Annotated in this window: 14 protein-coding genes; 13 read left to right on the forward strand and 1 reads right to left on the reverse strand. The window is 40.4% G+C overall.

Annotated elements, in window-relative coordinates; all coding sequences use genetic code 11:
- Window positions 1-52: 52 nt before the first annotated feature.
- On the reverse strand, window positions 53-424 hold the full coding sequence (locus tag ACSLUF_RS03110) for a hypothetical protein (protein ID WP_435624672.1): 372 nt from the start codon (window positions 422-424) through the stop codon (window positions 53-55).
- Window positions 425-651: 227 nt separating this feature from the next.
- On the opposite strand from ACSLUF_RS03110, the gene cyoE reads away from it, so the two are divergent.
- From cyoE to ACSLUF_RS03175, 13 genes are all read left to right on the forward strand, one after another.
- Window positions 652-1,554 (forward strand): heme o synthase, encoded by a 903-nt coding sequence (gene cyoE / locus ACSLUF_RS03115; RefSeq protein ID WP_435624673.1) that lies wholly within the window; start codon window positions 652-654, stop codon window positions 1,552-1,554.
- Window positions 1,555-1,558: 4 nt separating this feature from the next.
- Window positions 1,559-2,140 (forward strand): cytochrome c oxidase subunit 3, encoded by a 582-nt coding sequence (locus ACSLUF_RS03120; RefSeq protein ID WP_435624674.1) that lies wholly within the window; start codon window positions 1,559-1,561, stop codon window positions 2,138-2,140.
- Between the two features lie 92 nt (window positions 2,141-2,232).
- Window positions 2,233-3,210 (forward strand): cytochrome c oxidase subunit 3, encoded by a 978-nt coding sequence (locus ACSLUF_RS03125; RefSeq protein ID WP_435624675.1) that lies wholly within the window; start codon window positions 2,233-2,235, stop codon window positions 3,208-3,210.
- A 49-nt stretch (window positions 3,211-3,259) separates the two neighbouring features.
- Window positions 3,260-3,643: a cytochrome C oxidase subunit IV family protein gene (locus tag ACSLUF_RS03130; protein ID WP_435624676.1), complete on the forward strand. Its 384-nt coding sequence runs from the start codon at window positions 3,260-3,262 to the stop codon at window positions 3,641-3,643.
- Between the two features lie 69 nt (window positions 3,644-3,712).
- Window positions 3,713-4,345 carry a hypothetical protein gene (locus ACSLUF_RS03135; protein ID WP_435624677.1) on the forward strand — a complete coding sequence of 211 codons (633 nt, stop codon included), beginning with the start codon at window positions 3,713-3,715 and terminating at the stop codon, window positions 4,343-4,345.
- A complete protein-coding gene (locus ACSLUF_RS03140; RefSeq protein ID WP_435624678.1) occupies window positions 4,326-5,072 on the forward strand; it encodes an SCO family protein in 747 nt (248 codons plus the stop codon). The genes ACSLUF_RS03135 and ACSLUF_RS03140 overlap by 20 nt, the downstream gene beginning before the upstream one ends.
- The gene (locus ACSLUF_RS03145) at window positions 5,072-5,605 is read left to right on the forward strand and encodes a DUF420 domain-containing protein (RefSeq protein ID WP_435625866.1); all 534 of its coding nucleotides are present in this window, start codon (window positions 5,072-5,074) and stop codon (window positions 5,603-5,605) included. The genes ACSLUF_RS03140 and ACSLUF_RS03145 overlap by 1 nt, the downstream gene beginning before the upstream one ends.
- 3 nt (window positions 5,606-5,608) lie before the next feature.
- Window positions 5,609-5,824 carry a hypothetical protein gene (locus ACSLUF_RS03150; protein ID WP_435624679.1) on the forward strand — a complete coding sequence of 72 codons (216 nt, stop codon included), beginning with the start codon at window positions 5,609-5,611 and terminating at the stop codon, window positions 5,822-5,824.
- Between the two features lie 114 nt (window positions 5,825-5,938).
- The gene (locus tag ACSLUF_RS03155) at window positions 5,939-7,183 is read left to right on the forward strand and encodes an ABC transporter permease (RefSeq protein ID WP_435624680.1); all 1,245 of its coding nucleotides are present in this window, start codon (window positions 5,939-5,941) and stop codon (window positions 7,181-7,183) included.
- 21 nt (window positions 7,184-7,204) lie between these two features.
- On the forward strand, window positions 7,205-8,467 hold the full coding sequence (locus tag ACSLUF_RS03160) for an ABC transporter permease (RefSeq protein ID WP_435624681.1): 1,263 nt from the start codon (window positions 7,205-7,207) through the stop codon (window positions 8,465-8,467).
- A gap of 32 nt (window positions 8,468-8,499) precedes the next feature.
- A complete protein-coding gene (locus ACSLUF_RS03165; RefSeq protein ID WP_435624682.1) occupies window positions 8,500-9,612 on the forward strand; it encodes an efflux RND transporter periplasmic adaptor subunit in 1,113 nt (370 codons plus the stop codon).
- A 96-nt stretch (window positions 9,613-9,708) separates the two neighbouring features.
- The gene (locus ACSLUF_RS03170) at window positions 9,709-10,413 is read left to right on the forward strand and encodes an ABC transporter ATP-binding protein (RefSeq protein WP_435624683.1); all 705 of its coding nucleotides are present in this window, start codon (window positions 9,709-9,711) and stop codon (window positions 10,411-10,413) included.
- Window positions 10,403-11,638 (forward strand): ABC transporter permease, encoded by a 1,236-nt coding sequence (locus ACSLUF_RS03175; protein ID WP_435624684.1) that lies wholly within the window; start codon window positions 10,403-10,405, stop codon window positions 11,636-11,638. The genes ACSLUF_RS03170 and ACSLUF_RS03175 overlap by 11 nt, the downstream gene beginning before the upstream one ends.
- Window position 11,639: the final 1 nt, after the last annotated feature.

The following is an 11,639-nucleotide window of genomic DNA, read 5'->3' on the forward strand; positions in this document are numbered from 1 at the left end:
GAAAAGCCCCGGCTATACAGCTGGGGCTTTTTCATTTATCTGATGTTGTAAACTAAGCATGGTAATACCGCTCATTCACAATTTTACCATCTTTCCATTGGGTGCGTACCGCTTGTTCAAATCTGTGCTGTGCACCATCGCTGGTATCAAATTCCATTACGGCTTCGTAAAAGGTTGTGTCGCCCTTAACGGCTGGGCCACTGGTTACGGTATATCCGTGAAAAGCAGTTACGGTGTCCAATAGTTTTTGTTCTTCTGCAATCGTAAAGGCCTTACCTATTTTGGCGGGGTTGTTTCCTTCAAAAAGCTGCACGTCATCTGCCAAATAATTTTCCATGGCTTCAATGAACTTTCCTTCGGCCAATAAATCCACAACTTCGTTTGCTTTGGTCAATAATTCCTGTTCTTGTAGTGTAGTTTCCATATCTAGTTTGTTTTACTGTTTGTTTGTGGGAACAAAAGTAATCCCACCTCTAGCCTATTTCTTTGCTAATATTTCCCGAGGGCTGATATAGATTTCCCGACTTTTTGGAATTGGTCAATTGCAAAGCAAATAGTTCAACAAGAAAACTTAAAAACTAAACAAACCCACCTAAGCGGTTGGAAAAGAAGCTTTCCAGCGTTATCTTTGCGCCCCAATAAACCCTGTAGATGAAGTCGGCCGTAGGTTCCTTAAAAAGTACATCCCTTGCCCTGTTCTATTCTGATTTTAAGGAAATCACGAAGGCTAAATTGGCGGTCAGTGTTGTTTTCTCCTCTATTGCCGGATATTTTTTGGGAGCCTATCAGATTGAACTTTGGTCTGTGCTATTGCTAGCCTTTGGAGGTTACTGCATGGTTGGGGCCTCCAATGCTTACAATCAAGTCATCGAGCGTGACCTAGATGCACTCATGAAGCGAACTCGGAACCGACCCATTCCTTCAGGACGTATGACGGTTAACATGGCGATGACCATTGCCATTGTTTTGACACTCTTGGGCGTATTGGCCTTGTATGCTTTGAGTCCAAAGACGGCCCTTTTTGGAGCTATTTCCATTTTTTTATATACCAGTGTTTACACTCCACTTAAGACCAAAACACCGCTTGCGGTATTTGTTGGGGCTTTTCCAGGTGCCATACCCTTTATGTTGGGCTGGGTGGCCGCAACCAATGATTTTGGTATTGAGCCTGGGACGCTTTTTATGATTCAGTTTTTTTGGCAGTTTCCCCATTTTTGGGCATTGGGCTGGATGTTGGATGAGGATTACAAACGAGGAGGCTTTAAAATGTTACCGACTGGGAAAAAGGACAGAAGTACCGCTTTGCAGATTATATTGTACACCTTTTGGATGATTGTCATCTCCATTATGCCTGCCTTTGGATTTACCGGTAGATTGCATTTGACGCTTCCAGCCGCTGTTTTGGTATTGCTTTGTGGATTGGTCATGTTGCTTTTTGCCTTTAACCTATACATTAAAAAAGATAATCCCTCCGCAAGGAAGTTGATGTTGGCCAGTGTGACCTACATCTCATTGATTCAGATAATATTTGTTGCAGATAAATTGATTAGTTGATAGTATGGATTTGACCCAAGGAACCGCAAAACAGAAAAATGACCGCGCCAAAAAAATGATGCTTTGGTTCGGTATTGTGAGTTTGATTATGGGATTCGCAGGATGGACCAGTGCCTATATTGTGAGTAGTAAGCGAACAGATTGGATTAGTGATTTGGAGTTGCCCCAGGCCTTTATCTGGAGTACTGCGACCATTGTTTTGAGTAGCCTTACCTATATTTTGGCCAAAAATGCGGTAAAAAAGAACAACCAAAGACTGGGGACACTTTTTTTGTTGGCTACACTAGGACTTGGAGGTATATTCATTGGGCTACAATTCGTTGGCTTTTCCCAAATGTTGGAAAACGGGTACTATTTTACAGGACCTACCAGTAACATTAAAATGTCATACGTGTTTTTGATTGCCGCAGTGCATATTGTTCACGTCGTGGCGGGAATTATTTCATTGTTGGTAGTGCTTGTGCAGCAGCTACGTTCAAAATATACTCCGGAGAATATGTTGGGCTTGGAATTGGGAGCTACATTCTGGCATTTTCTGGATATTTTGTGGGTGTATTTGATACTTTTTATGTATTTCGTAAAATAATTTTTTTGAAGGGGAGTTTTCATTCCACTTTGTCTTTTCGAATACAGTAAAAGGTGTATTTTTGCTAAAGTTTTATTAAAACGAACATATTTATGGATTCTACGGTTACAACCGGTGCAGAAGATAGCGTTTGGGGAGGCGGAAATCGTCCTTTAGGCGCTAGCTACGGAAAATTGATGATGTGGTTCTTTATTGTCTCGGATGCTTTGACCTTCTCGGGTTTCTTGGTATCCTATGGCTTTTCTAGGTTTAAGTTTATCGAAACTTGGCCCATTGCCGATGAGGTATTTACCCACTTTCCAGGACTTCATGGTGTTGAGGCACCCATGTACTATGTAGCCTTTATGACTTTTATTCTGATTATGTCTTCTGTTACCATGGTATTGGCTGTGGATGCGGGACATAGAATGATGAAGAATAGAGTAATTCTTTATATGTTTCTTACCATTATTGGAGGCGCCATTTTCGTAGGTTCACAAGCTTGGGAATGGGCCACTTTCATTAAAGGGGATTATGGAGCTTTGGAAACAAGGGGAGGTAGAATTCTTCAATTTGTAAATGCTGAAACAGGTAAACGTGCAGCTTTAGCTGATTTTTCCAAGACGTTGCCAGAAGATCGTATAAAGCATGAAGCTTCCAACGGTATTTGGTATCAAACGGAAGGCTACAAAACGTCGTACTCTTTAAATGAAGTGATTGAAGGGTTCAAGGCAAGCCCAAATATTCTAATTCGAACTGAAACCATCAACGAGGAAGGAGAGAAAACGGTGTTGACCCGTCAAGAGTCTTTGGCAAAATTAAAAGATGCCAAATTGGTTGTGGAAGGGGCTAACCTAATCCGAAATGAATATGGTAGTCGATTGTTTGCGGACTTCTTCTTTTTCATTACTGGATTCCACGGATTTCACGTATTCTCAGGTGTTGTAATCAACGTAATTATCTTTTTCAATGTAATCCTCGGAACCTATGAGCGAAGAGGACACTATGAAATGGTGGAAAAAGTTGGGTTGTACTGGCACTTCGTAGATTTGGTCTGGGTATTCGTATTTACATTCTTTTATTTGGTATAATTTTTATGTCATTCCTGCGAAGGCAGGAATCTGTCAAAAACAATATAATATGGCACACGATCATAAGTTGGAAATTTTCAGGGGACTTTTAAAGTTTAAGTCCAATACCCAAAAAATTTGGGGAGTATTGATTTTTCTTTCCATAGTAACTGCTGTAGAAGTAGCTTTGGGTATTCTTAAGCCGAAATTTTTAACGGGGACCTATTTTTTAGGGATGAAACTCCTAAACTGGATATTCATCATCCTTACTTTGGTAAAAGCCTACTACATCGCTTGGGATTTTATGCACCTGAGAGATGAAAGAAGTTCCTTGAGAAGAGCCATAGTATGGACACCTATTTTCTTGGTAAGTTATTTAATTTTTATCCTGCTTTTTGAAGCGGATTATATCTACAACGTCTATAAAGAAGGTTTTCAAGCGTGGAACTTCTAAGAAAGTATTAACATTTGCAAAAGGCGGTTTCAAAACCGTCTTTTTTATTTTTGCACAAGTATTGATTCCATGAAAAAGACCTTCGTTTTAATCGTTCTTTTCATCTTTCCTTTAGTGGCATATCTCTTTTTTGCCTCAGGAGTCAACAACTTCGGGAAACTGCCCATTTTAACAGAAAATGTTCCTGAGCCTATTGAGTTTTCAGGAGATAACCAACTTGCGGATAAAATCACCATCCTTGGATTTTTGGGCAATACTATCGACAAAAAGAAAGGCAATGCTTTCAATCTAAATCAAAAGATTTATAAGCGTTTCAGTGAGTTTAATGATTTTCAGATATTGATGATAGCTCCAAAAGGACTTGAGGATGAAGTGACTGCCTTAAAAGGGGAATTGGGGACTTTGTCCGAAGTGGATAAATGGAATTTCGCCTTTGGGGAGGAAAACGATATTCAGTCTTTCTTTCGTAGCCTGGAGACAAATTTGGAACTGGGACAAGATTTAAGTACACCCTATGTGTTTATAATTGATAAGGACCGCAATCTAAGAGGTAGAAATGATGATGAAGATGAGGGGGTCAAATTTGGATTTAATACCACATCCGTAGCAGAGCTTAACAATAAGATGGAGGATGATGTAAAAATCATTTTGGCGGAATACCGACTCGCTTTAAAAAAGAACAATGCCAACAGGAGCAAATAGCAAAAAAAAATACACCTACGTTTGGGTATCGGCCATCATTTTGATTTTTGGAACCTTCGCGGTCTATGAGATTTCAAAACGATTGAAGGAGGGAACGGTTGTTGAAAATGACAGGATGAGCATTCCCAATTTGGGAAAGGAAGTAGGTTTTGTAATTAACAATGGTAGCAAGCGGAAAGTACCTCCCTTTTCCTTTAGGAATCAAGACAGTGTTCTAATTACTCACAAAGATTATTTAGGTAAAGTATATGTTGTGGAATTTTTCTTCTCCACCTGTCCGACCATCTGTCCAATAATGACCAAAAATTTGGTGGAACTACAAGACACTTTTAAAGAATACAAGGATTTCGGAGTGGCTTCTTTTACCATCAATCCTAGATACGATACGCCGTCCACTTTGAAAAAGTATGCAGAACGTTACGGGATTCAAGATAAAGATTGGCATTTGTTGACTGGGGATAGAGATTCCATTTATAGTTTGGCCCAAGAGGGATTTTATCTTCAAGCAACCGAGGACTCTAGTGTTCCAGGAGGTTTTGAGCATTCAGGAATGTTTGCGCTCATAGACAAGCAAGGAAACATAAGAAGTAGGGAGGATAAGTTTGGAAACCCTATTATATACTACCGAGGAACGGTAACCGAGGAACAAGGGGTTAATGATGAAGGGGAGCCTCAGCAAATTACAATGTTAAAGGAAGACATTAAAAAATTATTACTCGAGGAATGATGCAAGAAGTTTCATTAAAGGAAAAAAGATATAATCGACTAATTACTATTGTTTCTGTAGTGACTCCTGTAGTGGTTGCCTTGTTGTTCGGTTATAAGATTCCGAACGCGGAACCCCTGTCCTTTTTGCCGCCCATCTATGCCACAACCAACGGAATTACAGCAGTTCTTTTGGTACTAGCTGTGGTGGCCATCAAAAATGGGAAAAGAAAGCAGCATCAAAATTTAATGACTACCTGTATAGCACTCTCTGCACTTTTTCTGATAATGTATGTGGCCTACCACATGACTTCGGAGAGTACAAAGTATGGAGGTGAAGGGTTTTTAAGATACATCTATTTCTTTATTTTGATTACTCATATCACCTTATCTATTGTGATTATACCTTTGGTGTTGAAAACCTATTCCAAAGCCTATTTAAAGGATTTTGCAGCTCATCGCAAGTGGGCCAAATACACCTTCCCGATTTGGTTGTATGTTGCTATCACCGGTGTGGTGGTTTATCTGATGATTTCTCCTTATTATGTGCATTGATTTATGAAAACCAGACTTTCGATAGTATTACTTTTTTTGGTTTTTCTTTCTCCGGAATTGATGGAGGCCCAATGCGCTATGTGCAGGGCTGTAGTTGAAAGCGAAGGCAACCCGGAATCTGCTGAAGCCCTCAATGATGGAATCGTCTATTTAATGGCCATCCCATACATTTTGGTGGCCGGATTATTCTTTTTTATTTACCGAAAGATGCGGAAATAGAAGGATTTCGGAAAAATTAACAAATTTTTTACGGTCCAACTGTAACATTACCATTTACTTGTCGTCGTATTAGAGTACGCTTGCGTATTTCATCAATCACCAAACACCAACCACATGTTCGATATAGAAAGGTGGCAAGAGATATTTGACACCATCAGAAAGAACAAATTACGTACTTTCCTAACAGGGCTATCTGTGGCTTCTGGAATTTTCATATTGGTTATTTTATTGGGATTTGGTCAAGGCATGCAAAATGGCATTGAACAAGAATTTAAGCAAGATGCATCTACAAGTGTTTGGGCCTGGCCGGGAGTTACTTCCAAAGAATATAAGGGACTGAACCCGGGAAGAAGAATACAATTTATCAACGACAATTTTGAAACGGTGTCTTCGATGTATAAAGAAGACATTGAATATGAATCTTCACGAATTTTTGTTAGAGGTATTACAGTTAATTATGGAAAGGAAGCACTGGTATACAGTGTGCAAGGGGTAGCTTCTGACTTTCAGTTTATAGAGAACACCGGGATGTTGGAGGGGCGATTTGTCAATTATGAAGATGAAATCTCCACGGCCAAAGTGGCTATTATTGGAAACAAAATCAAAAAGGATGTTTTCAATGAAGTGGATACTCCCTTAGGAGAATATATTGACATCTCCGGAATTCCATTCAAAATTATAGGTGTATTTAAAGAACTTCGTGAACGTGAGGAAGAACGTATATACATTCCCATAACTACGGCCCAACGTGTTTTCAATGGAGGAAATAGGGTGAACAATCTGTCCTACACGCTTCCTCCGGTGGAGAATTTTGACCAAGCTGTTGCTCAAGCCGTAGAATTTAAGGAAAATCTGCAAAGTTATTTACAACAAGCACATACTGTGGCCCCAGATGATAATGGCGCCATGGAGGTATGGAGTGCCATGGAGGAGGCCAAACGTTATTATGGACTTACAGGAAACATAAAGGTTTTTTTCTGGTTCGTAGGTGTTTGTACCATTGTGGCTGGAGTAGTAGGGGTGAGCAATATCATGTTGATTGTGGTTCGGGAACGGACTCGGGAAATAGGTATACGAAAGGCACTTGGTGCCAAACCGTGGTCGATTGTAGCGATGATTCTTCATGAATCCATATTTGTGACCGCAATTTCAGGTTTCACCGGGCTCATTTTTAGTATGGCCCTACTAGAGATAGTTGGACCCAATGTAGAGGTGGACTATGTGCTAAACCCTTCAGTGAATTTCAATGTAGCTTTTGCTACGGTTCTGGTGCTGATACTCGCAGGAACACTGGCGGGGTTTGTTCCAGCATGGAGAGCAGCAAAAGTTCAAGTGATTGAATCCCTAAGGGACGAATAAAAAAGAAGACAAAGCAAAGTAATGTTCAATAAAGACCGATGGAAGGAAATTCTTGAAGTACTGACCAGTAATGTCTGGAGGACAATTTTTACGGCATTTGGAGTATGCTGGGGCATTTTTATCCTAATTGTTCTACTGGCAGCTGGAAAAGGCTTAGAGAACGGAATTAAAAAGGATTTTGGGGATATAGCTACCAATACCATGTTCATGTGGACTCGTAGCACGACCAAAGCGTATGAGGGTCTACCCAAAGGACGAAGTTTTGAATTCAGAACCAGTGATGTACAAGCAATTCAAGACAACGTGCCCAACCTCCGTTTTATTTCTCCACGTAATCAGTTGAGTGGCTTCCGAAGCGGAGGGAATAATGTGATTCGTGGTATTCGTACAGGGTCGTACAATGTCTACGGGGATTATCCGGAGATCATAAACCAAGACCCCATGACAGTTACTTCGGGCCGTTTTATCAATTACAATGACATCACTGAAAAAAGAAAAGTTGCGGTCATCGGAAGAGGGGTAAAAAGTGATTTGTATGAGAAGGACGAAGAGGTTTTGGGAACTTATATCAAAATACAAGGGGTCAATTTTATGGTCATAGGGACCTACAAAAAGAATAGCAATGATGGGGATGGTGAAGAAGCACAGAAGGAAATCTTTGTACCATTCACTTCTTTTGCCCAGGCTTTTAACAGGGGTGAAGAAGTAGGATGGATGGCAATCACTGCTCATGATGGTCACTCCATATCGGTTCTAAAAGAAGCTATCGTTGGCGAAATGAAAAAGAGACATAAGGTTCATCCTGAAGATAATCGCGCCATTGGATACTTTGACCTTTATGAACAATACAATCGTGTGGAGAGCCTATTTGGGGCGCTAAAGGCAGTAGCTTATATCGTGGGGATTATGGTATTGCTTTCTGGAATTATCGGGGTAAGTAATATCATGCTTATTGTGGTAAAAGAGCGAACAAAAGAAATTGGAATACGTAGAGCTTTGGGTGAGTCGCCATGGTCCATTAAACTTCAAATATTGATGGAATCCATATTTCTTACCCTAGTTTCTGGAATGGCAGGGATAATTTTTGGCTCTCTTGTGATTTATGGCATCAATTCCTTATTGGACAGCGTAGGTCCTGTTGATATGTTTTTGAATCCCAGTGTGAGCGTTGGAGTGGTTAGTGGAGCTTTGATGATTCTTATGTTTTCCGGACTGCTTGCAGGATTCATTCCAGCCAATAGCGCCATTCGCGTACGACCCATAGAAGCCTTAAGAACTGAATAATGAATATCAATCAATCAAAATAATAGCTTACAATGAAAAAATCAGTGACCATTATCATTTTACTCCTTATCCTAGTCGTTTTTGGGGGTTCAATGTTCTATTTATATCAAAAGAATGCGGAGGACCCAGTGGTCTATAAAACAGAACAGTTATCCAAACAAAGTATTGTCAAAAAAGCAGTGGCTACAGGAAGTATCCTTCCTTTGGAAGAAGTGCTGATAAAACCTAATATTTCTGGAGTTATAGAAGAAATTTATGTGGAAGGAGGCGATTACGTAAAATCCGGGGATTTGTTGGCCAAAATAAAGGTAGTCCCCAATTTGACTGCCTTGAATGACGCGAGAAATGCAATCAATGAAGCCAAAATCAATTTGGAAGATCAAAAAAGGAACTACGACCGCCAAGTGGCCATTTTCAATAAAGGCGTTATTTCGCAAGCGGATTTAGAACGAGCCCAAGTTACCTATGATCAGGCTAAGCAATCTTTTCAGGCTGCTAATCAGCGTTTTGATATAGTAAAAACAGGTACTACGCGCGGACTGAGCAATGCCGCAAATACCTTGATTCGGTCTACGGTAAGTGGCATGGTCTTGGAAGTTCCGGTTGAGGTAGGAAATCAAGTAATAGAAAGCAATAATTTCAATGAAGGAACCACCATTGCTGCCATTGCTGATGTGGAAAAAATGATTTTTGAAGGCAAGGTGGATGAATCCGAAGTGGGAAAAATCAAGGAGGACCTACCTCTGGAAATTACCGTGGGGGCCATCGAGAATAGGATTTTTGATGCAGTTTTGGATTATATCGCACCTAAAGGAAAAGAAGAAAACGGTGCCATTCAGTTTGAAATCAAAGGTACTTTGACCAAAGAGGATACCACATTTATCAGAGCTGGACTTAGTGCAAATGCTTCCATTATTTTAGCCAGGGCGGATAGTGTTTTGGCCTTGAAAGAGGCTTTGGTCCAGTTTGATGATGAAACCAAAAAACCTTTTGTGGAAGTTGAAACTTCAGAGCAGCAATTCGAAAGACGCGATATTGAGTTAGGGGTGAGCGATGGGATATTTGTTGAGGTAAAATCAGGGGTCGAAGAGGCAGATAAGATCAAAGTCTGGAATAGCGTTGAGGAAGAAGAAAACGGCAACTAAACTTTTTTAGAAAAAAATAATTCAATCTTGTAACAAAATATCGATTTGTAAGTCCTATAACGGGAGTTGTAATCCTGATAGCTAATAGCACCAATCATGATAGAAATCAAAGATCTTCATAAATCCTATAAAATGGGAAGCAATTCCCTCCATGTACTTAAGGGTATTAATTTTTCCGCCGAAGCGGGTGAACTTGTGGCAATAATGGGTTCTTCCGGTTCAGGGAAATCCACATTACTGAACATTTTAGGAATGTTGGATGGTGCAGATAGCGGAGAGTACATTTTGGATGGGGTTCCAATTAAGGATTTGACCGAGACCAAGGCTGCACAATACCGCAATAAATTTTTAGGTTTTGTATTCCAATCCTTTAATCTTATCAACTATAAAAGCGCCCTGGAAAATGTGGCCTTGCCATTGTACTATCAGCGCGTGGCAAGAAAAGAACGTCAGGAAAAAGCACTGAATTACCTAGAAAGAGTAGGATTGAAAGAATGGGCAACACACCTGCCCAGCGAGTTGTCCGGTGGACAAAAACAACGGGTAGCCATTGCAAGAGCCATGGCGGCTGAACCCAAGGTGTTGTTGGCAGATGAGCCTACCGGGGCTTTGGATAGTAAAACATCCTATGAGGTTATGGATTTGATTCAAAGAATCAATGATGAAGGGAATACCATTTTGGTAGTAACCCACGAGAAGGATATAGCACATATGTGCAAACGTATCGTGCATTTGAAGGATGGTGTGATTGTACAAGATGAAAAAGTTGAACAAGTAAGAGCATCAGAATATGTTCAGTAGAGATACCTGGAAGGAAATATTGGAAACCATTCGCAAGAACAAACTAAGGACATTCCTTACTGGTTTTGCTGTGGCTTTGGGTATTTTCATCTATGTGGTTCTCTATGGCATGGGAAATGGATTGAACAACACCTTCGACAAGTTTTTTGGTGATGACGCTACCAATGTTTTCTTCATTTTCCCTGGTCGAACCACCATACCTTATGGCGGATATAAAGCCAATCGAAGAATAGAATTTGAAAACGGCGACATTGAGGATATCAAGGCGCAGTTTCCCATGTTTTTAGATTATATCACGCCAAGAATTACACGTAGGGCTTTGGTAGCCTACAAAAATGAATCGGATAACTATAATACCCGAGCAGTAGCTCCGGCACATCAATATGCTGAAAAAACCATTTTGATGAAGGGTCGCTATCTCAATGAAACCGATATTAAGGACAGAACAAAATATGCGGTAATCGGTCGCTTGGTAGAACGAGATCTCTTCTTGGGAGAAGAATCCATAGGAAAGTATATAGATGTTGGGGGTAGCGTATTTAAGGTAATCGGTGTGTTTCAAGACGACGGTGGTGACAACGAAGAGCGATACATCTACATACCCTATACCACAAGACAGCTTATTGAAAAGAATACGGATAAAATTGACCAGATTATCTTGGCCTTCAAGCCCGAAATTGGGTATTCAGGGGCCATGGCTTTTGAAGGTAAGTTGAACACTTTCATACGGGATAAAAAAATAATAAGTCCAGATGATCCCAATGGTATTTTCATCAGAAATGTAGCGGATCAGCTAAAGCAAAATCAGCAGTTCGCCGGTTTCCTTCAAAAAGTAATCTCCGGAATTGCCTTTGCGGTAATCATTTCGGGAATGATAGGTATTGGAAACATTATGGTGTTCACGGTAAAACAACGTACCAAGGAATTGGGAATAAGGAAAGCCTTGGGAGCCACTCCAAAAAAGGTGACCAATGCAGTTTTATTCGAGTCCATATTCATTACTACTATTTCTGGAATCATTGGCCTGATAATCGGTATTGTGGTTTTGAATTCCATTGGCGGAAAAACCTTGGAGGATGATTATTTCATTACCAATCCGGAGATCAATTATGGAACAGCAGTCTTTGTCACCATCCTGCTGATAACCATTGGAGCCTTAGCGGGATACGTCCCAGCGAGAAAAGCAGCAAAAATAAAACCCATTGTGGCCTTAAGAGACGAGTAAG

This window comes from Flagellimonas sp. (assembly GCF_965601775.1).
Classification (GTDB): Bacteria; Bacteroidota; Bacteroidia; order Flavobacteriales; family Flavobacteriaceae; genus Flagellimonas.

What these genes read in the sequence shown, in the direction of transcription:
- ACSLUF_RS03150 (WP_435624679.1), top strand. Translation starts at nt 5,609, where the DNA reads ATGAAAACCAGACTTTCGATAGTATTACTTTTTTTGGTTTTTCTTTCT.
- ACSLUF_RS03135 (WP_435624677.1), top strand. Translation starts at nt 3,713, where the DNA reads ATGAAAAAGACCTTCGTTTTAATCGTTCTTTTCATCTTTCCTTTAGTG.
- ACSLUF_RS03160 (WP_435624681.1), top strand. Translation starts at nt 7,205, where the DNA reads ATGTTCAATAAAGACCGATGGAAGGAAATTCTTGAAGTACTGACCAGT.
- ACSLUF_RS03130 (WP_435624676.1), top strand. Translation starts at nt 3,260, where the DNA reads ATGGCACACGATCATAAGTTGGAAATTTTCAGGGGACTTTTAAAGTTT.
- ACSLUF_RS03140 (WP_435624678.1), top strand. Translation starts at nt 4,326, where the DNA reads ATGCCAACAGGAGCAAATAGCAAAAAAAAATACACCTACGTTTGGGTA.
- cyoE (WP_435624673.1), top strand. Translation starts at nt 652, where the DNA reads ATGAAGTCGGCCGTAGGTTCCTTAAAAAGTACATCCCTTGCCCTGTTC.
- ACSLUF_RS03165 (WP_435624682.1), top strand. Translation starts at nt 8,500, where the DNA reads ATGAAAAAATCAGTGACCATTATCATTTTACTCCTTATCCTAGTCGTT.
- ACSLUF_RS03155 (WP_435624680.1), top strand. Translation starts at nt 5,939, where the DNA reads ATGTTCGATATAGAAAGGTGGCAAGAGATATTTGACACCATCAGAAAG.
- ACSLUF_RS03120 (WP_435624674.1), top strand. Translation starts at nt 1,559, where the DNA reads ATGGATTTGACCCAAGGAACCGCAAAACAGAAAAATGACCGCGCCAAA.
- ACSLUF_RS03125 (WP_435624675.1), top strand. Translation starts at nt 2,233, where the DNA reads ATGGATTCTACGGTTACAACCGGTGCAGAAGATAGCGTTTGGGGAGGC.
- ACSLUF_RS03170 (WP_435624683.1), top strand. Translation starts at nt 9,709, where the DNA reads ATGATAGAAATCAAAGATCTTCATAAATCCTATAAAATGGGAAGCAAT.
- ACSLUF_RS03110 (WP_435624672.1), bottom strand. Translation starts at nt 424, where the DNA reads ATGGAAACTACACTACAAGAACAGGAATTATTGACCAAAGCAAACGAA.
- ACSLUF_RS03175 (WP_435624684.1), top strand. Translation starts at nt 10,403, where the DNA reads ATGTTCAGTAGAGATACCTGGAAGGAAATATTGGAAACCATTCGCAAG.
- ACSLUF_RS03145 (WP_435625866.1), top strand. Translation starts at nt 5,072, where the DNA reads ATGCAAGAAGTTTCATTAAAGGAAAAAAGATATAATCGACTAATTACT.